This is a genomic window from Bacillus sp. B2-WWTP-C-10-Post-4 (assembly GCF_009183805.1).
Lineage (GTDB): Bacteria > Bacillota > Bacilli > Bacillales > Bacillaceae_G > Bacillus_A > Bacillus_A cereus.
The window spans coordinates 1-25,578 of the sequence record NZ_WEII01000066.1 but is presented as its reverse complement, the minus strand read 5'-3'; the positions used below and the strand labels follow the sequence as shown (position 1 = coordinate 25,578).

Genomic DNA, 25,578 nt, shown 5'->3' with positions numbered 1-25,578 from the left:
GTTTAGTTAGTACTCTTTTTATTGTACCATAATATGTAAATTAAAAAAGGCTGTATATCCAATGTAAGAGAGACTGAAAAATTTACTTATTGTTGTAAATTCGTGTGTTTTAGCTTCTAGTTCAATCGAAATGTAGACAGGATAAAGAAATTTTTTATAGAAATTTCAATTTTTACATCTTAAAATAATGATAAAGCGTAGATGAATTTATTCACTTCGGAGGTAGTTATTTGAACATTAACGAGAAGGCAATTGAAATGTTTGAACAAAATAAATATGAGGAAGCAATGGAACTGTTTCAACAAGCAGTACATAAATCTAGAGGTGTACAATCTCTCAATAATCTTGCTTGGATGTACTTCTATGAGGAAGAGAATGATGATAAAGCTCTTGAATTAATAAGAGAAATTGTTAAGTTGAATCCTTCTTCATACTTTCCTTATAACATCTTAGGGGACATTTACATGAAACAAGAAAAATGGACAGAAGCGAAAGAAGCATTACAAAAGTCTATTTCGATTCAACCATCAGATGAAGCATATCATAATGTAGCTGTAGCGCATTATAACCTTGGAGAGCTGGAAAAAGCTTCAGAATTTTTCTTGCGAGTTGCAGGGGATTCGGACTATATCATGTATAGCTATGTAAAATGTTTAATTGATTTAGAACGAACGACAGAAGCAAAAGAGAAGTTAGATACTTTTAACAGGGAATCTGATAATTTTTTAGGGGAAATTAATGTAGCAGATTTATATGTTGAATTGAATTGCTATAAAGAAGCAATTGAATGGTTCGAAAAGGGATATAAAGAATGCTGGAAAAGTCCTAATTGGATTGGTAGATTTGTGTATGCTCTATATAAAACGAATAATTTCTCCCGTATAAATGAAGTTATACGGGAATCTATCGAAGCGAAAACAGCAGATATAGAAGATGTTCAGAATGAAGAAGTAGAAGAAAACTGGACAGAAAATGATAAGAAAGAGTTAATTGAGGAATATACAGAAGAGAATAATTGTTATAAAACAATGGTAGAACGTATCAAATCTGGATATGTTCCAGGGTTAGAATTTGAAACGGATTTTATAGGTGGGTGCTATTTGTTTGGTTGTAAAAGGCATAATCATCTTGAATATGAACAATAAAAAGATTCGACTGTCACATATGATGGTCGAATCTTTTTCGTTATAGGTCGCTTGTATTACATAGGTGTATATCCTCTTTAGAGGCCACTTTTTTTATATTCAAAATATGTAGTGAAATAAAACCAATAAGTCCTATTCCGCCAAAAATAAGCCATGGTGTATACATTCCGCTTAAGTTGGATGTAAAAGATGTACCGGTATAATTACCAATGATAAAACCAAATGCGAGTGATAGTTGATAAAATCCGAAGAAAGTGGCTGTATATGATTCATTACTGTAATTTGCAATAGCGATATCAGCGTTAGGTAATACGAGTGTTTCACCGATTGTAAATAAAATTACACAAATAAAGAGCCAATATGGGTGTTGAAATAAAGGAATGAGTAAAAAGGAAATACTCATTAATAAAACACCGTATTTAATAATCGAAAGTGTGTTGTATTTGTGGAATAATTTTCGGAATAATACCATAAATATGACGCCTGTTATCGCATTTATCGTAATAACGAGTGTAGCAAGTTGATTGCTATTACTAATGTTTTTCATATGAAGTGGAAGTGCGACAGTAAGCTGAGTAAACATAATATAGAAGAAAATCATGATAAAGGAAAACAGAAGGAAAGATTTGTTTTGTAAGATGATCTGTATTCCTAATGTAATAGACGTGTTTTCAGTAGTGACTTGGAAGTGATTTTTAAGTAAGTAAAAAATAAAAGCAAATAACAGCATAAGAGATCCTGTTAGAGAGAAAGCGTAGAGTGGATCGAGTAAGAGTAAGAATCCTCCTGCAATTGGTCCGATTATTGCACCGCAATTAAAGCTAAGGTTTAAATATGTAAATAAATTTTTTCTCAAATGAGCTGGCTGTGAGCCAAATATAGCGCGAGCGGCAGGTTCGTAAAATGCAGTTCCGAAGCCAATAAGTGCAGAAGAAATAGAAATTGTATAGAAATCAGAGCATATTCCTAAAGCGATAAATCCGACTCCTCTTAAAAATAATCCGGCTATCATCATAATGATATAGCCTATTTTGTCAGCAATTAACCCTGAGAATAATGGGATAACTCGTGATGTAATTGTCATAATCGTCAACACTGTTCCTACTTGGACAGCAGAAAAATGAAGAAAGGTTAATAGATAAATAGCTAAAAATGCGTATACTGCAAAATACCCAAAAGACATAAAAAATGAAGAAATAAGCATGAAACGTATCGGTGTTGAGAAACCTTTCATAGAAATCCTCCTAATTATGTAACCAGTAAAATTATTTGATGGTTAACTATTTTATACTATAATTATACATAAAGTCAGAAAAAAGTAAATTTTAAGAAGAAGGTGGATCGAATTGAATCAAAACGCTCCAAATGAAATAGAATATATTCGGGAATTTTTAAATACATGGAGAATACCAAACGATACGAGAGAGCCAATTGATTTGCTGCAAACAAAAGAAGATATAAAGCTCTTTATGAAAGAATATTTTGATGAAGAGTTTCCATTTCATAGGATAGAGGAATTAAGAGGTTTTCGAGAAGATATTCGGATGACAATTGAAGGCAAAGGATCATTGCAAAAATGGTTAGAGAAATACCCATTTCATGTACATATAAAGGATGATATGAAAGGTATTACATATGAACCAGTATATGAAAAGAATGTGTATACAAAAGTGTTAAGCATTGTATTAATGTCAATTCAAGAAAATGTGTGGGGAAGGTTAAAAGCATGTCCAGATTGCCGCTGGGTATTTTATGATCATTCGCGTAATGGAAGTAAAAGATGGTGCGGTATGTATGCTGGAGAAGAAGGAGGAAGAGCGTGCGGTACAATTGCAAAAGTGAAAAATTACCGAGCGAAGAGAAAAGGAAGAACGGGTTATGATGTGTAATTAATAGTGGGGAAGAAAATGGATGGGGGAATGTAGCATATGAAAGGTACACAAATGTTAGCTTTAAATAAAAAGTGTTGGGATACAGTTGCACCTTATTTCTTTCAAGTGGATTGTTTACCGAAATATGGTCCTTATACGGCGTCTGAAGATGAGATTCATTTGTTCGATTCAATTAAAGATAAAAAGGTACTTGATATTGGATGTGGAAGTGGGCATTCGCTGAAATATATGGGGGAACATGGAGCAGAGGAAGTATGGGGCCTGGATCTTTCAAGTGAACAAATTAAAATAGCGAATGAAACGTTAAAGAGTTGGAATCCAAAGTTAATATGTGGAGCAATGGAAGAAGAAGGGGATATACCAAAAGATTATTTTGATATTGTATACTCCATTTATGCATTAGGCTGGACTTCGGATTTAAGAAAAACGTTGGAATTGATTTATTCGTATGTAAAGCCAGGAGGAAGTTTTATTTTTAGCTGGGAGCATCCCATATATTCAAACTTACAGTATGGTACAGAAGAAGTTGCTATAAAGTCTTCTTATCATGAGGAAACGCCCATTACGTTTGAAACATTTAAAGGAGAAAATATACAAGCGACATTATATAAGAGAAAAATAAGTACATACATAAATGAGTTAAATAGAGCGGGATTTAAAATTGAGAGAATAGAAGAGCCTGAACCATCAAGCTCGTTTGATGGAGAACTAGCTGAGCCGTCTACGAAGTATTATTCTTTATATAAAGCTAGAATGGTGCCGACTACTTTTATTATTAAAGCTAGAAAGTAAAGTGTTTTTATAAAAGAAGCCTATGATTTCAAATAGATGAAATGATAGGCTTCTTTATTTTAAAAAAATGAGGTCAAAGGTGTACTTTTCTTATAAAAATGCATTTCATATAAAAGGTGTAATTATTTTGGGGAAGGGGGATTGTTGTGCGTCATCATAGAAAGTGCAAAAAATTTGGAGTGGCACTGCCTCTTCCGCTTATAGGAGCAACGGGTCCGACAGGTAATAGTGGTCCAATCGGTCCAACTGGAGGGCATGAAGGTCCTGTTGGTCCTACAGGGGTGACTGGACCGACGGGAGCAACTGGGCCCCAAGGTCCTCAAGGTATCAGGGGGATACAAGGTCCCCGAGGGACAACAGGAGCACAAGGAATACAAGGGGTTATTGGTGATACAGGAGAGCAAGGTATAACTGGCCCAACTGGTCTCCAAGGTGCTCAAGGATTAATTGGTAACCAAGGTCTAATTGGTGATATTGGAGTACAAGGATTAGAAGGAATACGAGGAGCTACGGGTCCTGCTGGTAGTCAAGGTATACAAGGCATACAAGGAATACAAGGGGAAATAGGTGAGCGAGGACAAACAGGGGCACAAGGAATGCAGGGAGAGAGAGGCATAACTGGAGTCTCGGGTATAACTGGTCCACAAGGCCCTCAAGGTGTTCAAGGAATACAAGGAGAGCAAGGGGCTATTGGTATACAAGGGGAAGACGGCTTCCAAGGTATACAAGGAATTACTGGAGAAGAAGGCCCACAAGGAGCTCAAGGAATACAAGGTGAAGTGGGTCCAACTGGTTCTACTGGAATGCAAGGTGCCCAAGGTATAAGTGGAATAAAGGGGATAACAGGTGTAATAGGTTTACAAGGACCACAAGGTGTGCAAGGAATACAAGGTATAACGGGAGCAACAGGTTTTCAAGGGATAAAGGGAATAAGAGGTATAACAGGAGCGACGGGTAGTATTGGCACTCAAGGCTCAGAAGGACCACCGGGCGGTCCGACGGGAGTGACCGGTCCAATTGGCCCTTCTAGTGGGGTGACTGGACCAGCTGGCCCACCCGGTCCACCAGGAGGTCCAACAGGTCCAACGGGTGCGACCGGTTCAACAGGTGTAAGCGGAGGGATAGGACCAATTGGAGCGCAAGGAGTGCAAGGTATAACAGGTCCAACAGGTTCTCAAGGTGTAAGGGGAGCGCAAGGTTCCCAAGGTGTAGTTGGAGCAGTTGGAGTACAAGGAGCACAAGGTCCTCAAGGTAACCAAGGTATAACAGGTCCAACTGGTGCAGAAGGTTCTCAAGGAATACAAGGTCCGCTGGGAGTAACTGGTCCAACAGGTGCAGAAGGTCCTAAAGGTATTCAAGGTATACAAGGTGTGATAGGTCCAACAGGTGCACAAGGAATGGTGGGAATACAAGGGATAGCTGGTCCAGTTGGTGTTACAGGAGCGGAAGGAGCTCAAGGAACACAAGGAATCCGAGGAGCAACTGGTCCTGCTGGAGCACAAGGTATACAAGGAGTTCAAGGAATTCAAGGGGAAACAGGAGCAGCTGGAACACAAGGTCCTCAAGGTGTTCAAGGGATACAAGGGACTACCGGATTGACAGGTACACAAGGTGCCCAAGGTCCTCAAGGAGTGCAAGGAATAATAGGACCGACTGGAGCTATTGGTTTGCAAGGTCCTCAAGGATTACAAGGAATAACGGGTCCAACAGGAGCGCAAGGAGTGCAAGGAATACAAGGAGTGCAAGGAATTATCGGCCCAACAGGTGCACAAGGAATTAGAGGTCCCCAAGGAAATACAGGGGAAGTCGGTATAACAGGCTCACAAGGAGTCCAAGGAGCGCAAGGTAGTCAAGGCCCACAAGGCCCACAAGGAAATGTTGGAATTACAGGAGCAACGGGCGAAACTGGAGCCACAGGAGCAACTGGGGCAACTGGACTACAAGGTGTGCAAGGTGTTCAAGGGATTACGGGAATACAAGGAATAACGGGAACGACAGGCAATACAGGTGCAACGGGTCCGCAAGGAATACAAGGTATACAAGGGATTCAAGGGTTGCAAGGCCCAATTGGAGCAAGTGGGGTGACAGGTGCTAGTGGTAGTATAGGCCCAGTTGGAGCACAAGGTAGTCAGGGCCCAAGTGGCGTGGTGGGACCGACAGGAGCAACTGGTAGTGCAGGTTCAATAGGTTTCTTGGGAATAGCGGGAGCGACAGGAGCGACTGGCTTACCTAGCGGGGGAGGTTATTTCTTTTCTACTTCAACGAGTATAATTGCAGCGAATGCGTTAATACCAATTAATTCTGGATCTACAGTTTTTGGTTCTGATGTCAGTTTAACAAATGCAACAACTGTAACGTTAAGTACGCCGGGAATTTATTTAGTAAGCTATTATTTTCAAGGCGATCCAACTGCCGGAAATGAAACAATTTCAGTGAGGCTTACTTTAAATGGAATACAAGTCGCAGGGAGTTTTATTTTTTATGTTACAGGAGGTACTTTTATATTAGAACCAGCAGTTTCGAATACGATGGTCATTGAAGTTACTTCTTCAAATGCAACTTTGTCTTTACAAAATGGTCCGTTAGCTATCGGGCATGTAACGACATTATCTGGTGTGATAACAGCTAGTTTAAATGTATTAAAAATAGTTTGATACGTTAGTTATAACGGGGGAGATGCTTGTGAAGAATCAAGATAAGTGTAGTAAGTTTCAAGCACCTATTCCTTTTCCACCGCCAGGTATTACGGGGCCCACTGGTCCAACCGGTCCAACTGGTGCTTTAGGTGGACCAACTGGACCGCAAGGAATACAAGGCGTACAAGGTCCAATCGGTCCAACCGGCCCACAAGGAATACAAGGAGTGCAAGGGGTGCAAGGAGAAAATGGTCCAACCGGCCCAACTGGTTTAACTGGACCACAAGGTTCTCAAGGTAATCAAGGACCTATGGGAGAACGAGGCCCACAGGGAATACAAGGTGTTCAAGGAATACAAGGAGAAAGAGGTCCGACTGGTCCAACTGGTATTCAAGGGATACAAGGAATTCCTGGCCCAATCGGTCCGACCGGTCCAACAGGAATACAAGGCATACAAGGAATGCAAGGAGAAATCGGTCCAACCGGCCCAACAGGAGTACAAGGAATACAAGGAGTGCAAGGGGAAATTGGCCCGACTGGACCAACTGGAAATACTGGTATACAAGGTGTGCAAGGTAATTTAGGAGGTAGTGGTTTACAAGGTGTAACCGGAATACAAGGAATACAGGGTCCGATTGGTCCAACAGGGCCAACTGGTTCTCAAGGAATTCAAGGGGAGCAAGGACCAATGGGTCCACAAGGGGAAACTGGTGTTCAAGGTTTACAAGGTCCCCAGGGAGAGATGGGGCAGGTAGGTCCAACAGGAATACAAGGAATACAAGGAGTGCAAGGTGTAATCGGTCCGACTGGTCCAACCGGTTTACAAGGTGATCCAGGTCCAACTGGCCCAACAGGAGCCACTGGGATAACTGGTCCGACAGGTTCTGCAACTGGCCCGACTGGAGCAACCGGTCCAACTGGTCCACCAGGAGGTCCAACTGGTCCAACCGGTCCAGCAGGATCACCAGGGGGTCCAACTGGTCCGACTGGAGCAACAGGGGAAACAGGAGCGACCGGAGCAACAGGAGCGACTGGAATTCAAGGGGTACAAGGAATCCAGGGACCGACCGGAGCAACTGGTGTAACAGGTTTGCAAGGAGTACAGGGACCAATGGGGGCAACGGGTCCAACGGGTGATCAAGGCATTCAAGGTCCACAAGGGATACAAGGAGTAACCGGTCCGACTGGTCCGCAAGGTCTACAAGGAATCCAGGGACCGGTAGGAGCAACCGGTCCGACTGGTCCACAAGGAGTGCAAGGGGCACAGGGGCCAATCGGTCCAACCGGCCCTCAAGGGATACAAGGCATACAAGGTGAGCAAGGAGTAAGGGGAGCGACCGGTCCAACTGGTTTACAGGGGCTACAAGGAATCCAAGGTCCGAGTGGTCCAACCGGTCCTCAAGGAGTGCAAGGCGTACAAGGTCCGAGTGGCATAACAGGTCCAACTGGTCCTCAAGGAATACAAGGTATTCAGGGACCACAAGGAGATATAGGTCCAACGGGAGCGACTGGAATACAAGGAGTGCAAGGCCCAGAAGGTCCAACCGGTCCAACTGGTGCAACAGGCCCGCAAGGGATTCAGGGAATACAAGGGATACAAGGTCCAACCGGTCCACAGGGAATTCAAGGTCTGCAAGGAATTCAAGGTCCGATTGGTCCAACCGGCCCGACTGGACCTCAAGGCATACAAGGTATAACTGGCTCGACGGGTCCAACCGGTGCAACTGGTGCAACAGGTCCGACGGGAGTAACAGGCCCTCAAGGTCCTCAAGGAATCCAAGGTCCACAAGGAGTAACAGGTCCAACAGGAGCGACCGGCTCTACGGGAGTAACAGGTCCACAAGGAATCCAAGGAATCCAAGGTTCGCAAGGGATAACGGGTCCAACGGGAGCAACTGGAGTGACTGGAATAACAGGCCCACAAGGAATCCAAGGAATTCAAGGCCCACAAGGTGTGACGGGAGCAACCGGCGCAACAGGAGCGACAGGAGTGACTGGTGCAACTGGACCAACCGGAATCCAAGGCATACAAGGAATAACTGGAGCAACAGGGGTAACGGGGGTAACGGGCCCAACAGGAGCAACAGGTCCAACTGGCTTGACAGGAGCAACAGGATCATCTGCTATATCGACAGGTGGTGGCTATTTCTTCTCTACATCAACAAGTGCAATTGCGGCAAATGCTACCATCCCAATTAATTCTGGATCCACTGTATATGGAACTGGTGTATCGTTAACTAGTGCAACAACTGTCACGGTATCCACGCCAGGAATATATTTAGTAAGTTATTATTTTCAAGCGGATGCAACTGGTGGGAATGAAACGGTGTCTGTAAGATTACTATTAAACGGAACACAAGTAGCAGGGAGCTTTATACTAAATGTAACGACATCGACTGTAGTGTTAGAACCTGCTATTTCCAATACGTTACTAGTCAATGTAACAAGTGCAAATTCAACATTAGTGTTACAAAATGGTCCATTAGGTGCAGGGCATGTGACCACTATAGCAGGTGCGATTACAGCAAGTTTAAATGTAGTGAGAATTTTATAAAGAATATAAAAAACACAAGGAATGTCTTTGTAAGACACACCTTGTGTTTTTTAATATTAAATAAACATTTTCTTTATCTTTTCGGTTGAAAAATATGCTGAAAGAAGTATTTGTGATGTAAGTTATCTACAACCTTATTTGCTTGATATGTGCGTTGTTTTTCAATTCGAAGTCTTTGCTCCATCATTTTAATTGCGTGATCAGATAAACGTAACATAATACATTCTCCTTTTCTATAAATATAGGTGACTATTTGATATCGATCCCATATTTATAATTAAGGAGGCAAAATGTGTAACATAGGCAAAAAGCACCTTCCTCTCCCATTACGCTTACGAGGTTAGCTGTCGGACTCGGGAAGTGAGAGTTTCCCTACTTAAAAAAGATTCGCCCCAAGTAGCATAGCTACAAAAATGGTTCCCCCGCTCCAAAATTTGGACTCAGCAAAAGGTTTTATAAAGTAAAAAATAACATAAAGGAGCGAACAAGTCAAATTATTTTGTGTATTCTGTCTTTTTTAATTGCGTAAGAATCATACCGTCAGGAAGTATTGTATCTGATACTGTAATGAATCCGTGTTTTTTATATAAAGTAATAGCAGGGGTATTCGCTTTACCTGTTTGTACAATGTATGTCATTGAAGAGGGAAACATGTTAAATATATAAATTAGGAGTTTCGTTGCGATTCCTTTTTGAAAAAAATCGGGCGATACAACTAACCTGTGGATATCGATTAGTTTTTCTTCTTGTACAAAAGAAATAAAACCGACAAGTTTATTTTCAGAAAAATATCCATAGAATGTTTCAACACAACTTTGAATATCGTTTACAGTATCATATAAACGAGGTATGGCAGTACTATTTAAGTAGTCTGCTTCAACTTTATAAGCTGGAATTTGAACCTGTAAAATGGACGTTGCTACTTCAAAAGAACTGGAATTTAACTTAAGAATCATAGATAATGAAGCCTCCTTTAAATATGGTATATGAATATAATTGCTTTATGGGTGAGTTTGACAATATTTTTCTTTTTTGCATATAATATATGTATCTCCATATGTAAAATAGTAGTAAATATATTTCTATAGTGAAATATGATTAGCAATGATAAATACATATGTTTGTATTAAATCATACAAACTATAATAGAAATGGAGGGCTAAAAATGGGATGGATTATCACATTAATAGTTGGTGCTATTATAGGTGCAATTGCTAGTTCTATAACAGGTAAAAATTTCCCAGGTGGTATGTTCGGAAATATTATCGCAGGTTTATTAGGTGCTTCGTTAGGTGGTAGATTATTTGGATCCTTTGGGCCATCATTTGGTGGGATTCATGTAGTGCCAGCATTATTAGGTGCAATCGTGTTAATTTTTATTGTATCATTTGTAGTGAAAGCTGCAAAGAAATAGATATATAGATTATGATGAAGAGCCCTGAATAAGGGCTTTTCATCATTCGAAGAGGTGGTTTCATTGGAGAAAATAAATATAAGAAAAAGAGATAAGTTAAGAAAGTTTTTTAGAGAACAAAATTATTTGGCGGTATTACTTGGATTTGCGTTATTGTTCATTAATATTTTATTGCTAACAAAAATATCATTTGTTTTTACACCGTTTATCGTATTTTTAAAAACAATTTTCTTCCCAGTACTATTAGCAGGCGTACTATTCTATATTTTACATCCATTCGTTTCGCTTTTAGAAAAGAAAGGTGTTTCAAGAATCGTATCGATAGCTTCTATATATTTAATCGTACTAGGATTATTTGTATTTTTAGTTGTAACGGTTATCCCTATTATTAAAGATCAAATTGATGCATTAATTGATAACTTACCGTATTTTGGCCATGAGATTGAACAAGCAGCACGTAGATTCGGGGAAAGTAATTTACTCGGTAAAATTCAGGAGAATTTAAATATTAATGTTGCGAATATGGTAAAAGACTATACAGTTGATTTTACAAAGTCATTATCATCAGTAACTGGGAATGTAACTGGATTTTTGAGTACTATTACAGAGGTTGTTTTAACATTTGTAATGGTTCCATTTATATTGTTCTATCTTTTAAAAGATGGCGAACAATTGCCGAATCACTTCTTAAAGTTCATTTCAGAGCAAAGACAACCAGCAGCAATGAGAATACTAGATGATATGCATTATGCGATTAGCTCGTATATTAGAGGTCAAATTATCGTCAGCTTATTTATCGGTATTATGCTATTAATTGGTTATCTTATTATTGGTATTAAATATGCGGTATTACTTGCGATTTTAGCGATGATTGTAAATATCGTTCCGTACGTAGGACCAATTATCGCGATTACACCAGCGTTAATTATCGCATTCATCGACTCGCCAGCAATGGTGTTAAAAGTAATTATCGTTATGATGGTTGTACAATTAGCAGAAGGTAAATTTATTTCTCCGCAAGTTATGGGTAAAAAGTTAGATATTCATCCGATTACTATCATTTTTATCATTTTAACTGCCGGAAACTTATTCGGGATTATGGGCATTATTTTAGCCATTCCAGGATATGCGATATTAAAAGTGTTAGTTACGCACGGTTATAGATTTGTTAAGTTGAATACGTGAAAAAAAGCGCTAAAACAGTGGGAACTGTTTTAGCGCTTTTTTATTAACAATTCATTTGCATATTGGCGCGCCCATTGATCCGCTTACAATACGAGGTTGAAACGTTTTGATTTGTTGCTCAAGAAGATCAATATTATAATTTGCGGTTAAACCGACGATTTTAAAATGTTCAGGGTGAGCTGAAACTACATCTAATGCAGATGTGCCGATAGATCCTGTGGAACCTAAAATGGATATATATTTTACCATGAAAAAACCTCCAAAGTTGTTTCGAATATTTCTGCAAACCTATATAATATTAGACAATTGAAGTGGAAATTCCTGCTATATAAAATAGAAAATTCGGGTTTGTTTGGAAGTGAAATGTGATAAACTGTAAAAAATAACGGAAAAGCAATGAAAGAGAAGAGTACATATTCGAAACTTTTCAGAGAGCTGATATGTGGTGAGAATCAGTAAGGGATGAATATGGAATGGACTCTGGAGCTTCTAACTGAAATGAGTAGGTAAAGACGGTTACTTCACGTTATTGAAGTATGAAGTGAGCTAATGATAGCTAATTAAGGTGGTACCGCGGGAGTCTCTCGTCCTTTTTAAGGATGAGGGGCTCTTTTTATTTTGCGAAAGGAGGAGTTAGTGTGAGTGAAAAAATAATGTTAACAGGAATTAAGCCGACAGGTTATCCGCATTTAGGGAATTATATTGGTGCGATTAAACCTGCATTACAAATGTCAAAGAATAATGAAGGAAAAGCATTGTACTTTATAGCTGATTATCATGCATTAAATGCTGTGCATGATTCAGAAAAGTTCAGCAGTTATACGAAAGAGGTAGCAGCTACTTGGTTATCACTTGGACTTGGAGAAGATGTTATTTTTTATCGACAAACAGAAGTGCCAGAGATTCTAGAATTAGCTTGGATTTTAGCTTGCCTAACTCCGAAAGGTCTTATGAACCGTGCTCATGCGTATAAAGCGAAGGTGGAGCAAAATAAAGAAGCAGGGTTAGAGGTCGATGCGGGAGTGAATATGGGGTTATACACGTACCCGATTTTAATGGCAGCTGACATATTATTATTTCAAGCTACTCATGTACCAGTTGGAAAAGACCAAATTCAGCATATTGAAATTGCGCGTGATATTGCGACGTATTTTAATCATACATTTGGCACGACATTTACACTTCCAGAGTATGTCATACAAGAAGAAGGAGCTATTTTACCTGGTCTTGACGGAAGGAAGATGAGTAAAAGTTACGGAAATGTGATCCCATTATTTGCAAAGCAAGAAAAACTACGAAAGTTAATATTTAAAATCAAAACAGATTCTTCACTTCCAAATGAACCGAAAGAACTAGAAACCTTATTTACAATTTATAAAGAATTTGCGACAGAAGACGAAATACAGTCATTACGTGAAAAATATGAGACTGGAATCGGATGGGGCGATGTGAAAAAAGAGTTGTTTCGCGTTGTAGATCGAGAGTTAGCTGGACCTCGTGAGAAATACACTATGTATATGAATGAAACGAATTTATTATATGAAGCGTTGGAAAACGGTGCTGAGAAGGCACGCGCTATTGCAAAGGTAAATTTAGCGGAAATTAAAAAACGGATTGGATTTGAGAGGGAACGTTAAGCGTTCCCTTATTTTTTTTGATAATCTGTAATAATCCTCTCAATAACAGAGGGAAGATTATTAGGTAATTCATTAAGTGAAAAGAAGCGTAATTCTTTCGATTCACTTTGATCGCATACAAGTTCACCATGAAATTCTCGGCAAATATAAACAACGAGTACACCGTTTACTTGATCGCCGTTTGGATAGATTTGAAAGAAGTCTGGCCCTGAGTATGTACGGAATAGTTCTGGATTTTTAATAATAAGTCCAGTTTCTTCAAACACTTCTCGTTTTAAAGCATCTTCTAACGTTTCGTTATATTCTAGGGCACCACCAATAATGCTCCAGCGGTTAAAATCTGTACGGAGCTGCAGCAATACTTCATCTTTTTCATTTAATATAATGGCGTGTGATCCTATTAGAATAAGTGGATGATTTCCTACTAGATTTCTCATATCTTCAATATAACCCATGTCATTGCTCCTTGTATTTAATAATAGTTAGGAATTTCTTTTAACATTCTTTCTGTTTTACGTGCTGTAAAGGCTAAGTTATGGTCGTCTTTCGTTCTGAAAAATAATGTGCGTAAAAAGGTTTTAATGTTGGCACATAAAATACAATACTCATTAAGCGAAAGGCGTTTTCTAATTTGAGGAAGCCTTTTTATTTTTTTATGAATAATAGAAATTAACTCGTTTTGAGGAAAATCATGATACAGCATTGCTAGTAATGGAGTAACAATGCGTTCATCTTCGTTATTATGAAAAAGGTCAGATGGAATAAAGATTTTATTTAATAAACAATGAATTAATTCTTCGTACCATTCAAAAGTTGTATACGTATTATGAACAATTTCAGTAAAGGCATCAGATACGTGAGCAAGACAATGAGCCCATCCTTTATTTTCGATATAGCCCCGAAAATCCGTTTCTAAGTTTGTGTATGTAATGAGTTTATTTTTTATTTCTTCGATATCCTCCTCTGTACAAAAGTAGTGCGAATTAGCGAATTGGAGTATTAACGCAATTAACGAAACAGTGTAAGAACGTGTGAAAACCCCATCTGTATGTGGGGAGTAAATGTCACAATATAAATACTCATCACTTAAACAAGTTTGCAGAAGTAATTTCAGCTGATCGTCCATAACGAATTCATGATGAATGAAATGTGCAAAACATTTATATATAAGTTGGTAACGAACGTAGCTATCAGTCGTTCCGATATACTGAAGCATGTTCAAAGTTAACTCATTTACGTCTATATGCTGTAGTTGCGTATAGTCATTTTGTTGTATAAGCTCTAACTGTTGTTGCAATGCTGTAATATCCACTGGAGAACCTCCTCCGCACTTTAAAGATGCGATCTTTTCTAGTATTCTATATATTCAAGGACAATCCTGCTCATGCAAGGAGAACGATTAGAAATTCGAGTATGATATAGATGAGGGAAGAATATGACGACGATAGAACAGTTAGAAAAACATTTTAAAATAAGAAGAAGTGCTTCTTCTATTATGATAAAAGAAAATAATGCAGAGATTTTTACAGAAGAGCAATTAGAGGAAATGATGCAATATTGCGTTGCTGAAGCTAAAAAAGGTGAATTAGAAAAACTACATTTTGAAATCTCTTCAAAAAGTCCAAATTATGATGTGTATAAAAAATGTTTTGAAACGTATTCATTTGAATATGTTACGGAAAACATGATTGTATTTAAAGATATATATGAAGTAGAAGATGTAGAAAGTGAAATGGATTTTAAGCTTATTGAAGAAGTTGGAGAAGAGGCTTTTTATTCACTGTGGAATGAAGCGACGGGAGAACCAGTCGCTCATGATCAATTTGTGCATATGATGCTACAAGAAATTGGTGAGCAGTGGAAAGAACATTGCTTAACAGCGAGTGTAGGTGAAGAGCCGATAGGGATTGTAATTCCGCATATTGAAAGAGGTACGTTAGAAGAAGGGAAACTTATGTACTTCGCAGTTACTCCAAATATGCGTAATAAGGGATATGAAGCTGCATTATTTGCAGGTGCGATGTTTGTCTTAAAGGAAATAGGTGCATCTTATTATATTGGTGAGACAAATGTACAAAATGAATGGATGAAGGATGTTTTTGAAAAGAATGGATGTCAGCTGTTTAGTTCAACTGAGAGATATGTGAGAAAGTTTTAGGAGGATGAATGATGTATACTCTCGAACTCGTATAGCGGGAGGAGACTATATATGTTAAAGCAATCCATGCATTCATTCGTGTTATTGTATCCAAATGTATTGTTAGAAGGCTGGAATGTTGAAAAAGTTTCAGAACGTTATGAAGGTGAAAAGTGGGGAAGTTTTTGGTTTCAGGTTGTTACTCCAACTGGGATGTTTCGAGTAAAGGAATTTTTTCTCGATATAATGGAACCAGTATTTCCGGATAGCTGTATTTCTCAAGCAAAAGGAGATTGTTTTCATTATAAAGGGCTTGTGTATTGGAAAGGTATAAATTATAAAGGAAAAGAAAGTTACGTTACATCTATATGGAAAACACAAGTTGAAATTTTTGTTGATCATGGATATGTAAACCAAGACGAAATGGAACGATTTCTATTTGAATTACAACCAGTAAATATGGAGCTTGGGAAAACGATATTACATACATCATTTCACTTATTAAGCTTTCAAGCGAAGAGAAGTGAAATGGGTGAGATAGGAAGATGTAGAGAGTGGAATGCTCCAGATGACGTATCCTATGTAAATTTGTTAATTCATGAAAAACTAAATTGGAAACTTGAATCGGTCGGTTTCGGAAATGATGAAACGCAGTATGTATACTGGGACGAAGTTAATAAACTATATGCACTTTGGGTTTGTAGACATAAAAACAAAGCGTATTATCCTATTTCTTCATGGACAATGAACTATGGCCCAAAACAAATTATAAACGGGTTAGAGTTTTATCCGCACCCTAATCGCGGAACAGTTGTATACGAAGATTTAGGTAATGAACAAATCGCATACGTATTTCGCGGTAATCCATGTACAAATTTTGAACAAGTAAAAGAACTTTTCGCCTGTTTGTAAGATAAAAAGAAAAATGAGAACGACAAAATGGATATTCCCATAATACAATAGGGTAAGATTCAATTATAAGAGAAAGCGTTGGTGAAAGAATGGAGCAGCAAAGAAATTGGCTACAAGCAACTGTAGAGAGAAATGAAGATAATACGTTACAAATAAAATGGGAAAATAATATAGAAGAAGTTCGTATTTATTGGAGTACTTCACCAGAACATATTGAAGAAACTGGAGAATTACTTGCAACGGTAAATGGAGAATTATCATATACAATTGAAAACCCGAGTGAAAATGAACGTCCATATTTTAGATTAGTAGGAAGTAATGGACAAGCAGTAACAGTAGCTGAGCGTAGACTGCCATTACAAGGCGCGTTTAACTTCCGTGATATGGGAGGATATGAAACGACTGAAGGCCGTAAAGTAAAATGGGGCAAATTATACCGCTCTGAAGAATTAGCAGGGCTAACTGAATGGGATATTGCCTATTTACAAAAGTCTGGTTTAAAGTTAATTTGCGATTACCGTACAGACTTTGAAGTGAAGCATAAGCCGAATCCAGAAATTACGGGTGCTCGTCAAGTGTGCTTACCAGTTATGCAAGACTTAGCGAAAGACTTAAATATAAATGAGTTTTTCCAAGTTGGTGACCTTTCTATGTTAGGAAAACCAGGTGAGTATCTTGAGAAAATGAATCAAGATTTCGTAAGTGGTAACGAGGCATTCGTGAGCTTCTTAAACTTAGCGCAAAACCCGGAAAACTTACCGTTAGTAAACCACTGTACAGCTGGAAAAGATCGTACTGGATTTGGTTCAGCATTATTACTACTTTTACTAGGTGTACCAGAAAAAACAGTAATGGAAGACTACTTACTAAGTAACGGATTCCGTGAAAAGCTAAATGAAAAAATGATGGCCTTTTTAGGTGCGAAATTACAAAACGATGAGAGCAGAGCGATATTAGGTGCAATGTTTGAAGCACGTGCTGAATACTTGCAAGCTGCGATTGGTGAAATTCAAAAGCAATACGGATCAGTTGAAGCATACGCTGAAGAATCTCTCGGCTTTACGAAAGAGTCGTTAGAGGAAATGAAAGTGTTATTGCTGGAAGATAAGTAAGAAGAAGGAGGCTGGTTTTAATTAGCCTCCTTTTCTTATTGTTGATATAATTAAGCTATGAGAATATAGGAATTGAGGAGAACATCATGAAATACAAATTTATATTATTCGACGTAGACGATACATTATTAGATTTCCCTGAAACGGAAAGACACGCATTACATAATGCGTTTGTACAGTTCGGGATGCCTACAGGGTATAATGATTATCTTGCAAGTTATAAAGAGATTAGTAATGGATTATGGAGAGATTTAGAAAATAAAATGATTACGCTAAGTGAATTAGCGGTAGATCGATTTAGACAATTATTTGCCCTTCATAATATAAAAGTAGATGCGCAGCAATTTAGCGATGTATATCTTGAAAACTTAGGGAAAGAAGTACATCTTATAGAAGGTGCAGTGCAATTATGTGAGGATCTACAAGATTGCAAGTTAGGTATTATTACGAATGGATATACGAAGGTGCAACAATCGAGAATTGGAAATTCGCCTTTATGTAATTTCTTTGATCATATTATTATTTCAGAAGAGGTTGGTCATCAAAAACCAGCACGTGAGATTTTTGATTATGCGTTTGAAAAGTTTGGGATTACAGATAAATCAAGTGTATTAATGGTTGGAGATTCGCTTTCTTCTGATATGAGAGGCGGAGAAGATTACGGCATTGATACGTGTTGGTATAATCCGAGTTTGAAAGAAAATAGGACAGATGTTAAGCCGACTTATGAAGTGGAGAGTCTGCTACAAATTTTAGAAATTGTAGAAGTGACTAAAGAAAAAGTAGCTTCATTTTAAGTGTATTGATATATGTTCAGTTACAGTCAATATAGGAAAGAGCTGTGTAACAACTAGAGGTGAATAAAGGATGTTAACGTTTTTATTTGAGTTAGACAAGAATCTCCCGCAGAAGGATGAGCCACGGTATGATGCTTATTCAAAGGGCTTTATCGAAGGAGATGTAACGATTTGCGCGAGTGACAGTGTATTTTTTCAAAAATCATGTATGAAGGTTGCAGAGCTGGGGATTTATTTAGGTCAGTGGATGGAACAAGTTCAACATGGGCAGAACGTGCCTATGAAATATGAAACGGCTGACCGTGAAGAGGTAATTCTTGGTTTCTTCTACGAAGAGGATTATAATCAATGGAATGTTTTTTCCAGCTGGCAAGAATTTGAACTTCAAGAGCGTATAGCTACTACAACATTAATAGAGAGCGTTCAACGCTATTTATATGAGTTAAATAAGGAACTGCGCATGATAGAATATCCTGTGACGTTTGATCAGTACTTAAGAGGAGAGCGAATGATGCAGCTCTCTTACAAACGACCGTGTGATAGCAAAGCAGATACGACGCCGATAGAGGTTTATAATGGAAGTGAGCAAGTAGGTGTAGTAAGGGGCTATTATAAAAATACGCTGATGAGAGTGCTGGATTTTATTCCGAAAATTGGTAGTAATATTATTTATGAAATAAAGGATAGTAAGGACAATATTCGCGTCATTGCAAAGGATGTAAGTAGGCAGCGCCAAAGAAGGATTTTAGTAACGTACAAAGATAATCATGATGCAGAGCATGAAATACTTGTATGTGACGGAAAGTTATTGGATGCAAATTTCTTATTTACCTTTACATATAAGGCAGAAGAATATGTTGTCCATAAAACTTCATTTGGAATGGGAAAGTTATTACGAAAGGGCTATGTAATTGCAGATTGGAATATTCGTCTTGAGGAAGATATGTATTACATTGAGATGAATGTATATGATGAAGATTACATGCAGGATCAATACTTACTATTAGGCGTATTTCATGCGGTTTTATATGGATAATCAATGAGAAATACCGTCATTCTTCTTGGAAAGAATGACGGTATTTTTTATTTATCCTCAAAAATAAAAATCTCATCAATCGTACTATGTAGTGCCTTCGCTATATCGTGAGCAAGTTGTAAGGAAGGATTGTATTTAACTTTTTCGAGATGACTAATTGTTTCACGTTGCACACCAACGCTCTTTGCTAAATCTTCTTGTGTCATGTTCAACTTGGCGCGGTATTCTTTTATTTTCGTTACGAACGCCATGGTGCATCTTCCGTTTCATCAACAGGTTTATCGTAAAAGAACATAGAGAAGCCGAACGTAAGAATGAGTGTGCTGAAAATAAGAGCGATATCAATCTCTTGTAGTACCGGGTTTGGAAATAACATTTCAATAAACAGAATGATAGCGGTAGTTAGTAATGTAACGATAAAGGCATTGCGGCACGATTTATTGACGATTTGTTCAAATAGTTCATCGTGTTGAACCGTTCTATACGATGTGAAAAAGGAGAAGAAACACAACATAGTAAACAGTCCTTTTTCATAAAAAAAGCCGAGGAAACCGAAGAAACCGAGAAACCCTAAATATTTTATCCAAGTTGTTTTCACGATAAATTCTCCTTTCAATGTTAGAAATAATTCACGTTATGTTATAAATATATCACATGTAAAAATGTATAGTAATAATAGTTTTCCAATTCTTTTCATAATAATAGTAAAAAGAGGAAATATACTGCGAAATAAAGAGGATAATATTGTAAAATGGTTGTAAGGAGGGGGAGGAAGGTATGTTAACTTGGATCATGATCGTTGTATTACTTGTAGTAATTACTGTCATTGCGACGGTGTTAATTGGACGGAATGGTGATGCAAATTATAGCAAAGCGACAAAGGGGAATATTAAACGCTTAACAATGATTTATATTATACTAGCTGTCGTTTTAGTTGTTGGATTAGGGGTGTGTATTTATTTTAAAGGTTAAATAAACTGAAAAATGTAAAAATCTTAAAATAGAAGTATGCTATAATATCAATATAGTTATTTGGTAATTAAGGAAAGGATTGGATGGAATGATTGGAATTACGAATGTGTCAAAAAGTTATAATGGGTCTACCTATGCAGTAAAAGACTTAAGTTTATCTGTACCTAGCGGAGAAATTTTTGGATTTTTAGGGCCGAATGGTGCGGGTAAATCAACGACAATTAAGATGATTACTGGCATTCATGGGGTGGACAAAGGGACAATTACGATTAACGGTATAGATATTATGAAAAATCCGATGGAAGCGAAAAAGACGTTTGGTTATGTGCCAGATAGCCCAGATATGTTTTTACGATTAAAAGGAATTGAATATTTAAACTTTATGGCAGATATGTATGAAGTGCCGAAAGACGTACGACAAGAGCGAATTGAGTCTTTAGCGAAGAAATTTGATCTTTACAATGCGTTATCGGATCAAATTCAAAGTTATTCGCACGGTATGAGACAAAAAATCGTTATTATTGGTGTGCTCGTGCATGAGCCAGATATATGGATTTTAGATGAACCGTTAACGGGGCTTGATCCGAAATCCGCATATATTTTAAAAGAAATGATGAGAGAACATGCGGATAAAGGAAAGATTGTATTTTTCTCGACACACGTATTAGAAGTAGCAGAAAAAATATGTGACCGCGTTGCAATTATTAATAAGGGGAATCTTCAGTTTAAAGGGAATTTAGATGAAATGAGAGATCATTTTAAATCCAATGAATCACTTGAAAAAATGTTCTTGGAGATGACGGGCAATGAGTAAAATTTGGACGTTAACGAAAGTATTATTAAAATTAAATTATGCAGATTTTATAACAGATAAGAAGAAGCGATGGGCGTATGTATTTTCATTTGCAGCCATTTTATTTGTCGGCTTTTTACTATTTGGTTCTATCACGCACGCAATGTATGAGGGAATGATACATTTAGGGCAAGATCCAGGAATGATTATCGCAATGGGACTTGCGATTGCGAGTATATGGGTATTTTTAATGAGTATAACGAACATTTTAACTGTATTTTACTATAGTAATGACATTGAAATGTTACTACCATTACCATTAAAACCAGCCCAGATTATTTCGGCAAAATTTTTAACAGTATTAATAACACAATACGTAATGAGTTCATTCATTTTATTACCAATCTTTATTACGTACGGATTAAAAAGTGGCGCATTTATTACATATTACATATACATGATTTTTATTTACTTACTCTTCCCGATTGTGCCGTTAGTACTAGCTTCGTTACTGATGACAGTTATTATGAGGTATACAAATATAGCAAAAAATAAAGACCGAGGAAATATATTTATTGGAATTGTAAGTATACTATTTATTGTAGGAATTAATGTATTTTTACAGTGGAAAAATAAAAGTTCGTTTTCTGAAGATGCAATTGCGGATTACCTTGCGAACAACCAATCTTCTCTTTTAGTACAAATGACAAACTATTTTCCAACTACATATTTCGGAGCAGTGGCATTAGTAGAAAATGCAAATTGGAAGGGACCTTTATATGTAATAATCTTTGCAGTTATTTCATTTGTCTTCTTTGTGTTGTTTTATTACATAGCAGAGCGTACATATTTAAAAGGGGTTATTGGACTTTCAACGAGTACAGCAAAGAAACAAGTTATTTCGGCGGAAGGTTTACAGAAATCAACAGTACAAAGTTCGCATTTAAAAGCGTATGTGAAAAAGGAATTTAAAACGTTATTCCGTACACCACAATTTTTCTTAAATTGTATTGTACAAACTTTCGTTATGCCGATTATGTTGTTCTTTATTTTATTTGTGCAAGATGGGAATTTAAAGTTTATTACAGAGTATATTAACAATCCAGAGACAACGGGATTTGCAATTGGTGTTGGCCTTTGTGCATCGTTATTTTTAATGGGTAGTAACGTCATTGCAACAACGTCATTTTCGCGAGATGGAAGCTCTTGGTTTGTGAATCGTTATTTACCAGTAAAGGCTTCGGATATCTTTTTTGCGAAAGCAATCACTGCTTGGTTAATTAATGTGATCATTTTAGCAGTATTCGGTATTACGATGGCAGTTGTAGCTGGGATTTCTCCAGTCTTTATGATACTGTGGTTTTTACTAAGTGCGAACGGGTTGTTATTAATTAATTTAATCGGAACACGCTGGGACGCACAAACTGCAGATATTCATTGGGATACAGAGCAGAAATTATTTAAAAGTCGATATACCACTTTGTGGAATTTTTTGGCTAATATTTTAATAGCTTTAATTATTGTGGGGGGAGTAAGTGTATTATACTTCTTCCTTCATGTCGGACTATGGGTTATGTTTATCGTTTTATTTGTAATGTTTACGATTGTAAATTATATCTTTATTAAAATGTTAAAATTAGGTGCTGAACGTATACTGTCAAATATTCAATAAGAAGATAGATCCTCTGTATTCATGCAGGGGATCTGTGTATAGATGGAGGAGAAAAAGGTGAAGAAAATAGCAATTGTAACAGGGGCAACTCGTCTGAATGGAATTGGTGCAGCTGTATGCAAGGTGCTTGCTCAAAAGGGGATAGACATTTTTTTCACGTACTGGCCAAAGTATGATAAAGCGATGCCATGGGGAATGAGTGATCAAGAACCCTTTTTGCTGAAAAAGGAAATTGAAAGTTACGATGTTCGATGTGAAATGGCAGAAATCAATTTATCGCAGTCTTATTCGCCAAATCGTTTGTTTTATATGGTATCAGAACGGTTAGGTGATCCATCTATTCTAGTTAATAATGCAGTATATTCTACTCATACGAGGATTGAGGAATTAGATGTAGAGCAGTTGGATAAACATTATACAGTTAATGTTCGGGCTACTATGCTATTAAGTTCATTGTTTATAAAACATTATTCACTTAAAACGGGCGGGAGTATTATTAATCTTACTTCAGGACAGTCAGTAGGCCCAATGCCAGATGAACTAGCATATGCAGCAACGAAAGGGGCAATCGAAGCATTTACAAAGTCAGTAGCACCAGTTGCAATGGAGAAGGGGATTACAGTGAATGCTGTAGATCCAGGACCGACGAATACAGGATGGATTACAGAGGAGCTGAAGCATCATTTAGTATGGAAATTCCCGCAAGGTAAAGTAGGAGAACCGGTGGATGCTGCGCGCTTAATTTCTTTTTTAGTAAGTGAAGAAGCGAAATGGGTTACTGGGCAAGTCATTCACTCGAATGGTGGTTATTCATAAAAATATTATGTTAACAAATGTTGAGAAACAAAAAACGAAAGAAAATTTTATTTTTTTGTATAAATAAAATGTCAAGAAAGATAAAAATTTGATAGAAGAGTATATTGTCATATGAAGATAGTAATTCTTAATGTGACAATATACTCTTTTTCTTTTACTTGCGAGCAGAAAAATGAAGTAGAAGAAACTCGAATATTAAAATGAGTTTATCAGTTTTTGTACGTATTATTATGAAGATTACTGTCGGAAAGATGATAATTCGTATGAAAAGGGATTTTTTAAGGGGGAATCGAATCGTAAAGGGGAGGATAAATTATGTAAAACATAGGGGGATTTATATGAAAATGAAAAAGGTCGCTATCGCATCGATTACAATTGGTACAATGCTTACTATGGCAGCTTGTAGTCCTTCAGTAGATAAAGAAACGGAAAAGAAAGAGCAAGTAACTGCGCAAAATGATGGAGAAGCAAAAACGACAAGTGCAGATGAAGCGTCAAAAACAACGAAAGATACTGAAAAAGAAACAAATACTTCTTCAAATGAAAAAACAGATAAGGATGCAAAAAATACGAAAGAATCATCAGGAACAGAAAGTAACGGCAAAACGTCAACTCAAAACGAAAATGTAAAAACAAAAGAAAAAGAAACGACAGGAAAAACGAATGATCAAACGACTAGCGGGAAAACAGCAGATCAAAGCACAAGTACAAGCACAAACAATAACGGAAAGACAACGAAAGATCCGAAGAAAAGTGTTGCTGTGAAAACGAACGTTAAAGAAGTTGTAGCATTAATTGATAGCTTGGACAAGCAGTTAGCTGCTAATCCGAAATTGGAAACAGTGAATAAGCTTGGCAAACAAATTAATGAAAAGTGGGATGTGATTGAAAAAGAGCTAGAGGCATCACATCCGACGGATTCTAAAACAATCGGTCAAAGTATGTATCCGTTAATTGTAGGAGCGGAGAAAGAAAAAATCGATATTAATAAAATGAAATCTTTAACGACGAAAACGAAAAAAGATTTAAATCAGTTATTGACGAAACTTTCATAGTTTCAAAAGCCTACTCGTGTGAGTAGGCCTTTTTTAGGTTGTTGTAATGTGCACAGTATAACTTATTTATTTTCATTTTCAATTACGATGCGAAAGGAACTGAATGCTTGTTGACTGATATAATCTTCTTCGCTAACTTTAAAAGGAAATGGAAAAGCGACGAGTTGAAAATTACTTTCCTGATCCACTAAAGGCAATGTGAAATTAAAGATTTGTCTCGTTTCAGGTGCAAGCTTAGTATAAACAACTTTTCTATTGTTAAATATTTCAACTTGTTTCCAATCTTTAAAAGCCACGATTGCGTAAGTCATTTCATCATTTGTTTCATTACCGTTTGATAGAATTAATTGCTTGCCTTCCTTTTCAAAGAAGACAGTTTGTAAATTCTCTTCACGGTTCGTAACAAATACTGGTTCGTAAAGACCGTCTTTTAAAATTGCATCTGGATTTATAAGGGAGAGTTTTATTTTTTCGTTTTCTTTCTGAAGAGGATGTATTGAATATCGCATACTTAGAATATCTTCTAAAATAGCTGCTTTATTTAAGTTATTATCTTTTAATTTGTATTCAGGTTTTTTAATTATTAAAAAGGTTAATTCACTTGCATTAGGAGAAGTGTGTAAAGAGATTTTCGTAGTAATTGAACTGTTTGGTTTCATATCAAAAAAATAGTGTGATATTTCATTAGTAGTATCTTCTATTTTAAAAGGTTTTTGTTTGTAATCTTCTAGAACAATTAATCCATATTTTCGGTTTTCATTAATAGTATGTACGAATGATAATGTTACATTAATTTTATTATCCTCACTAGTAATTGTACTGCCATTGTTAATGTGTTGGCCTTGATTATCCTTCAATCCGTAAGAAATAGTATTGGTTTGTTGCTCTCGTTTATTTTCTATGGAAGGTGGATGAGGTTGTATGATTGAAGTATTGAACAAAATATAAATTGTAAGTAATGAAATAAGTAAAACACCGCTAATAATATATATTTGTTTCATAAATAGCACCTCAATATATG

Annotated in this window: 26 protein-coding genes, 1 pseudogene, 1 riboswitch and 1 other annotated feature; of the genes and pseudogenes, 18 read left to right on the top strand and 9 right to left on the bottom strand. The window is 37.1% G+C overall.

The window, feature by feature from the left end:
* The first annotated feature begins 230 nt into the window (after positions 1 to 230).
* Positions 231 to 1,145: a tetratricopeptide repeat protein gene (locus tag GBN78_RS21315; protein ID WP_152127688.1), complete on the top strand. Its 915-nt coding sequence runs from the start codon at positions 231 to 233 to the stop codon at positions 1,143 to 1,145.
* A gap of 40 nt (positions 1,146 to 1,185) precedes the next feature.
* Here the strand turns inward: GBN78_RS21315 and GBN78_RS21310 are convergent, their stop codons facing one another.
* The gene (locus tag GBN78_RS21310; protein WP_030026558.1) at positions 1,186 to 2,379 is read right to left on the bottom strand and encodes an MDR family MFS transporter; all 1,194 of its coding nucleotides are present in this window, start codon (positions 2,377 to 2,379) and stop codon (positions 1,186 to 1,188) included.
* Positions 2,380 to 2,491: 112 nt separating this feature from the next.
* On the opposite strand from GBN78_RS21310, the gene GBN78_RS21305 reads away from it, so the two are divergent.
* From GBN78_RS21305 to GBN78_RS21290, 4 genes are all read left to right on the top strand, one after another.
* Entirely contained in the window at positions 2,492 to 3,034 is a 543-nt protein-coding gene (locus GBN78_RS21305; protein ID WP_030026556.1) for a CGNR zinc finger domain-containing protein, read from the top strand.
* 39 nt (positions 3,035 to 3,073) lie between these two features.
* The gene (locus GBN78_RS21300) at positions 3,074 to 3,829 is read left to right on the top strand and encodes a class I SAM-dependent methyltransferase (RefSeq protein WP_030026554.1); all 756 of its coding nucleotides are present in this window, start codon (positions 3,074 to 3,076) and stop codon (positions 3,827 to 3,829) included.
* A gap of 146 nt (positions 3,830 to 3,975) precedes the next feature.
* Positions 3,976 to 6,483 (top strand): collagen-like protein, encoded by a 2,508-nt coding sequence (locus GBN78_RS21295; RefSeq protein ID WP_152127687.1) that lies wholly within the window; start codon positions 3,976 to 3,978, stop codon positions 6,481 to 6,483.
* Positions 6,484 to 6,505: 22 nt separating this feature from the next.
* Positions 6,506 to 9,019 carry a BC_3345 family exosporium-associated protein gene (locus GBN78_RS21290; RefSeq protein ID WP_152127686.1) on the top strand — a complete coding sequence of 838 codons (2,514 nt, stop codon included), beginning with the start codon at positions 6,506 to 6,508 and terminating at the stop codon, positions 9,017 to 9,019.
* Between the two features lie 73 nt (positions 9,020 to 9,092).
* Here the strand turns inward: GBN78_RS21290 and GBN78_RS30335 are convergent, their stop codons facing one another.
* Both GBN78_RS30335 and GBN78_RS21285 read right to left on the bottom strand, forming a co-directional pair.
* Positions 9,093 to 9,236, bottom strand: a complete 144-nt coding sequence (locus GBN78_RS30335; RefSeq protein WP_000945243.1) for a hypothetical protein — start codon at positions 9,234 to 9,236, stop codon at positions 9,093 to 9,095.
* 96 nt (positions 9,237 to 9,332) lie between these two features.
* Positions 9,333 to 9,475: riboswitch (cyclic di-AMP (ydaO/yuaA leader) on the bottom strand.
* Positions 9,476 to 9,513: 38 nt separating this feature from the next.
* Entirely contained in the window at positions 9,514 to 9,975 is a 462-nt protein-coding gene (locus GBN78_RS21285) for a GNAT family N-acetyltransferase (RefSeq protein ID WP_000601225.1), read from the bottom strand.
* 209 nt (positions 9,976 to 10,184) lie between these two features.
* Here GBN78_RS21285 and GBN78_RS21280 point away from each other — a divergent pair, with 209 nt between their 5' ends.
* Positions 10,185 to 10,433: a GlsB/YeaQ/YmgE family stress response membrane protein gene (locus GBN78_RS21280; protein ID WP_000539730.1), complete on the top strand. Its 249-nt coding sequence runs from the start codon at positions 10,185 to 10,187 to the stop codon at positions 10,431 to 10,433.
* A gap of 63 nt (positions 10,434 to 10,496) precedes the next feature.
* Positions 10,497 to 11,618: an AI-2E family transporter gene (locus tag GBN78_RS21275; RefSeq protein ID WP_000411480.1), complete on the top strand. Its 1,122-nt coding sequence runs from the start codon at positions 10,497 to 10,499 to the stop codon at positions 11,616 to 11,618.
* Positions 11,619 to 11,699: 81 nt separating this feature from the next.
* On the opposite strand, the pseudogene GBN78_RS21270 reads toward GBN78_RS21275, so the two are convergent.
* Positions 11,700 to 11,867 (bottom strand): annotated as a pseudogene (locus GBN78_RS21270) (1-deoxy-D-xylulose-5-phosphate reductoisomerase); the annotation flags it as partial.
* Between the two features lie 138 nt (positions 11,868 to 12,005).
* Positions 12,006 to 12,213 (top strand) — a binding site (T-box leader).
* A gap of 43 nt (positions 12,214 to 12,256) precedes the next feature.
* Here GBN78_RS21270 and GBN78_RS21265 point away from each other — a divergent pair.
* Positions 12,257 to 13,255: a tryptophan--tRNA ligase gene (locus GBN78_RS21265; protein WP_119781693.1), complete on the top strand. Its 999-nt coding sequence runs from the start codon at positions 12,257 to 12,259 to the stop codon at positions 13,253 to 13,255.
* An 8-nt stretch (positions 13,256 to 13,263) separates the two neighbouring features.
* Here GBN78_RS21265 and GBN78_RS21260 read toward each other — a convergent pair whose 3' ends face one another.
* Positions 13,264 to 13,710, bottom strand: coding sequence for an NUDIX hydrolase (locus tag GBN78_RS21260; RefSeq protein WP_030026541.1), 447 nt, complete (start codon positions 13,708 to 13,710; stop codon positions 13,264 to 13,266).
* Between the two features lie 17 nt (positions 13,711 to 13,727).
* Complete coding sequence (locus tag GBN78_RS21255) at positions 13,728 to 14,567, bottom strand: DUF2785 domain-containing protein (RefSeq protein WP_152127685.1); 840 nt, start codon at positions 14,565 to 14,567, stop codon at positions 13,728 to 13,730.
* 123 nt (positions 14,568 to 14,690) lie between these two features.
* Between GBN78_RS21255 and GBN78_RS21250 the strand changes: the two genes are divergently transcribed.
* From GBN78_RS21250 to GBN78_RS21230, 5 genes are all read left to right on the top strand, one after another.
* The gene (locus tag GBN78_RS21250; RefSeq protein WP_065845327.1) at positions 14,691 to 15,413 is read left to right on the top strand and encodes a GNAT family N-acetyltransferase; all 723 of its coding nucleotides are present in this window, start codon (positions 14,691 to 14,693) and stop codon (positions 15,411 to 15,413) included.
* Positions 15,414 to 15,464: 51 nt separating this feature from the next.
* Positions 15,465 to 16,304 (top strand): hypothetical protein, encoded by an 840-nt coding sequence (locus GBN78_RS21245; RefSeq protein WP_152127684.1) that lies wholly within the window; start codon positions 15,465 to 15,467, stop codon positions 16,302 to 16,304.
* Positions 16,305 to 16,393: 89 nt separating this feature from the next.
* On the top strand, positions 16,394 to 17,416 hold the full coding sequence (locus GBN78_RS21240) for a tyrosine-protein phosphatase (protein ID WP_152127683.1): 1,023 nt from the start codon (positions 16,394 to 16,396) through the stop codon (positions 17,414 to 17,416).
* An 86-nt stretch (positions 17,417 to 17,502) separates the two neighbouring features.
* Positions 17,503 to 18,213, top strand: coding sequence for a YjjG family noncanonical pyrimidine nucleotidase (locus GBN78_RS21235; protein WP_000875416.1), 711 nt, complete (start codon positions 17,503 to 17,505; stop codon positions 18,211 to 18,213).
* Between the two features lie 70 nt (positions 18,214 to 18,283).
* Positions 18,284 to 19,249 carry a tubby C-terminal domain-like protein gene (locus GBN78_RS21230; RefSeq protein ID WP_000955104.1) on the top strand — a complete coding sequence of 322 codons (966 nt, stop codon included), beginning with the start codon at positions 18,284 to 18,286 and terminating at the stop codon, positions 19,247 to 19,249.
* A gap of 47 nt (positions 19,250 to 19,296) precedes the next feature.
* Here the strand turns inward: GBN78_RS21230 and GBN78_RS21225 are convergent, their stop codons facing one another.
* Positions 19,297 to 19,500: a helix-turn-helix transcriptional regulator gene (locus GBN78_RS21225; protein ID WP_152127682.1), complete on the bottom strand. Its 204-nt coding sequence runs from the start codon at positions 19,498 to 19,500 to the stop codon at positions 19,297 to 19,299.
* Entirely contained in the window at positions 19,488 to 19,847 is a 360-nt protein-coding gene (locus GBN78_RS21220) for a DUF3796 domain-containing protein (protein ID WP_000859233.1), read from the bottom strand. Before GBN78_RS21220 ends, GBN78_RS21225 begins: the two co-directional genes overlap by 13 nt.
* Before the next feature lie 179 nt (positions 19,848 to 20,026).
* On the opposite strand from GBN78_RS21220, the gene GBN78_RS21215 reads away from it, so the two are divergent.
* From GBN78_RS21215 to GBN78_RS21195, 5 genes are all read left to right on the top strand, one after another.
* Complete coding sequence (locus GBN78_RS21215) at positions 20,027 to 20,221, top strand: hypothetical protein (protein ID WP_152127681.1); 195 nt, start codon at positions 20,027 to 20,029, stop codon at positions 20,219 to 20,221.
* A gap of 88 nt (positions 20,222 to 20,309) precedes the next feature.
* Positions 20,310 to 21,035 (top strand): ABC transporter ATP-binding protein, encoded by a 726-nt coding sequence (locus tag GBN78_RS21210; protein WP_088046441.1) that lies wholly within the window; start codon positions 20,310 to 20,312, stop codon positions 21,033 to 21,035.
* Positions 21,028 to 22,686, top strand: coding sequence for a putative ABC transporter permease subunit (locus GBN78_RS21205; protein ID WP_000036884.1), 1,659 nt, complete (start codon positions 21,028 to 21,030; stop codon positions 22,684 to 22,686). The genes GBN78_RS21210 and GBN78_RS21205 overlap by 8 nt, the downstream gene beginning before the upstream one ends.
* 57 nt (positions 22,687 to 22,743) lie before the next feature.
* The gene (locus tag GBN78_RS21200; RefSeq protein WP_000716965.1) at positions 22,744 to 23,502 is read left to right on the top strand and encodes an SDR family oxidoreductase; all 759 of its coding nucleotides are present in this window, start codon (positions 22,744 to 22,746) and stop codon (positions 23,500 to 23,502) included.
* A gap of 338 nt (positions 23,503 to 23,840) precedes the next feature.
* Entirely contained in the window at positions 23,841 to 24,557 is a 717-nt protein-coding gene (locus tag GBN78_RS21195) for a hypothetical protein (RefSeq protein ID WP_000782566.1), read from the top strand.
* Between the two features lie 62 nt (positions 24,558 to 24,619).
* On the opposite strand, the gene GBN78_RS21190 is transcribed toward GBN78_RS21195, so the two are convergent.
* Positions 24,620 to 25,558, bottom strand: a complete 939-nt coding sequence (locus tag GBN78_RS21190; protein WP_151527201.1) for a hypothetical protein — start codon at positions 25,556 to 25,558, stop codon at positions 24,620 to 24,622.
* Between the last annotated feature and the right edge of the window lie 20 nt (positions 25,559 to 25,578).

Bases quoted from the DNA above. Each gene is read 5' to 3' on its own strand.
- GBN78_RS21310 (WP_030026558.1), bottom strand. From the start codon at position 2,379: ATGAAAGGTTTCTCAACACCGATACGTTTCATGCTTATTTCTTCATTT.
- GBN78_RS21300 (WP_030026554.1), top strand. From the start codon at position 3,074: ATGAAAGGTACACAAATGTTAGCTTTAAATAAAAAGTGTTGGGATACA.
- GBN78_RS21290 (WP_152127686.1), top strand. From the start codon at position 6,506: ATGCTTGTGAAGAATCAAGATAAGTGTAGTAAGTTTCAAGCACCTATT.
- GBN78_RS30335 (WP_000945243.1), bottom strand. From the start codon at position 9,236: ATGTTACGTTTATCTGATCACGCAATTAAAATGATGGAGCAAAGACTT.
- GBN78_RS21285 (WP_000601225.1), bottom strand. From the start codon at position 9,975: ATGATTCTTAAGTTAAATTCCAGTTCTTTTGAAGTAGCAACGTCCATT.
- GBN78_RS21280 (WP_000539730.1), top strand. From the start codon at position 10,185: ATGGGATGGATTATCACATTAATAGTTGGTGCTATTATAGGTGCAATT.
- GBN78_RS21260 (WP_030026541.1), bottom strand. From the start codon at position 13,710: ATGGGTTATATTGAAGATATGAGAAATCTAGTAGGAAATCATCCACTT.
- GBN78_RS21250 (WP_065845327.1), top strand. From the start codon at position 14,691: ATGACGACGATAGAACAGTTAGAAAAACATTTTAAAATAAGAAGAAGT.
- GBN78_RS21245 (WP_152127684.1), top strand. From the start codon at position 15,465: ATGTTAAAGCAATCCATGCATTCATTCGTGTTATTGTATCCAAATGTA.
- GBN78_RS21240 (WP_152127683.1), top strand. From the start codon at position 16,394: ATGGAGCAGCAAAGAAATTGGCTACAAGCAACTGTAGAGAGAAATGAA.
- GBN78_RS21235 (WP_000875416.1), top strand. From the start codon at position 17,503: ATGAAATACAAATTTATATTATTCGACGTAGACGATACATTATTAGAT.
- GBN78_RS21230 (WP_000955104.1), top strand. From the start codon at position 18,284: ATGTTAACGTTTTTATTTGAGTTAGACAAGAATCTCCCGCAGAAGGAT.
- GBN78_RS21225 (WP_152127682.1), bottom strand. From the start codon at position 19,500: ATGGCGTTCGTAACGAAAATAAAAGAATACCGCGCCAAGTTGAACATG.
- GBN78_RS21215 (WP_152127681.1), top strand. From the start codon at position 20,027: ATGTTAACTTGGATCATGATCGTTGTATTACTTGTAGTAATTACTGTC.
- GBN78_RS21210 (WP_088046441.1), top strand. From the start codon at position 20,310: ATGATTGGAATTACGAATGTGTCAAAAAGTTATAATGGGTCTACCTAT.
- GBN78_RS21205 (WP_000036884.1), top strand. From the start codon at position 21,028: ATGAGTAAAATTTGGACGTTAACGAAAGTATTATTAAAATTAAATTAT.
- GBN78_RS21195 (WP_000782566.1), top strand. From the start codon at position 23,841: ATGAAAATGAAAAAGGTCGCTATCGCATCGATTACAATTGGTACAATG.
- GBN78_RS21190 (WP_151527201.1), bottom strand. From the start codon at position 25,558: ATGAAACAAATATATATTATTAGCGGTGTTTTACTTATTTCATTACTT.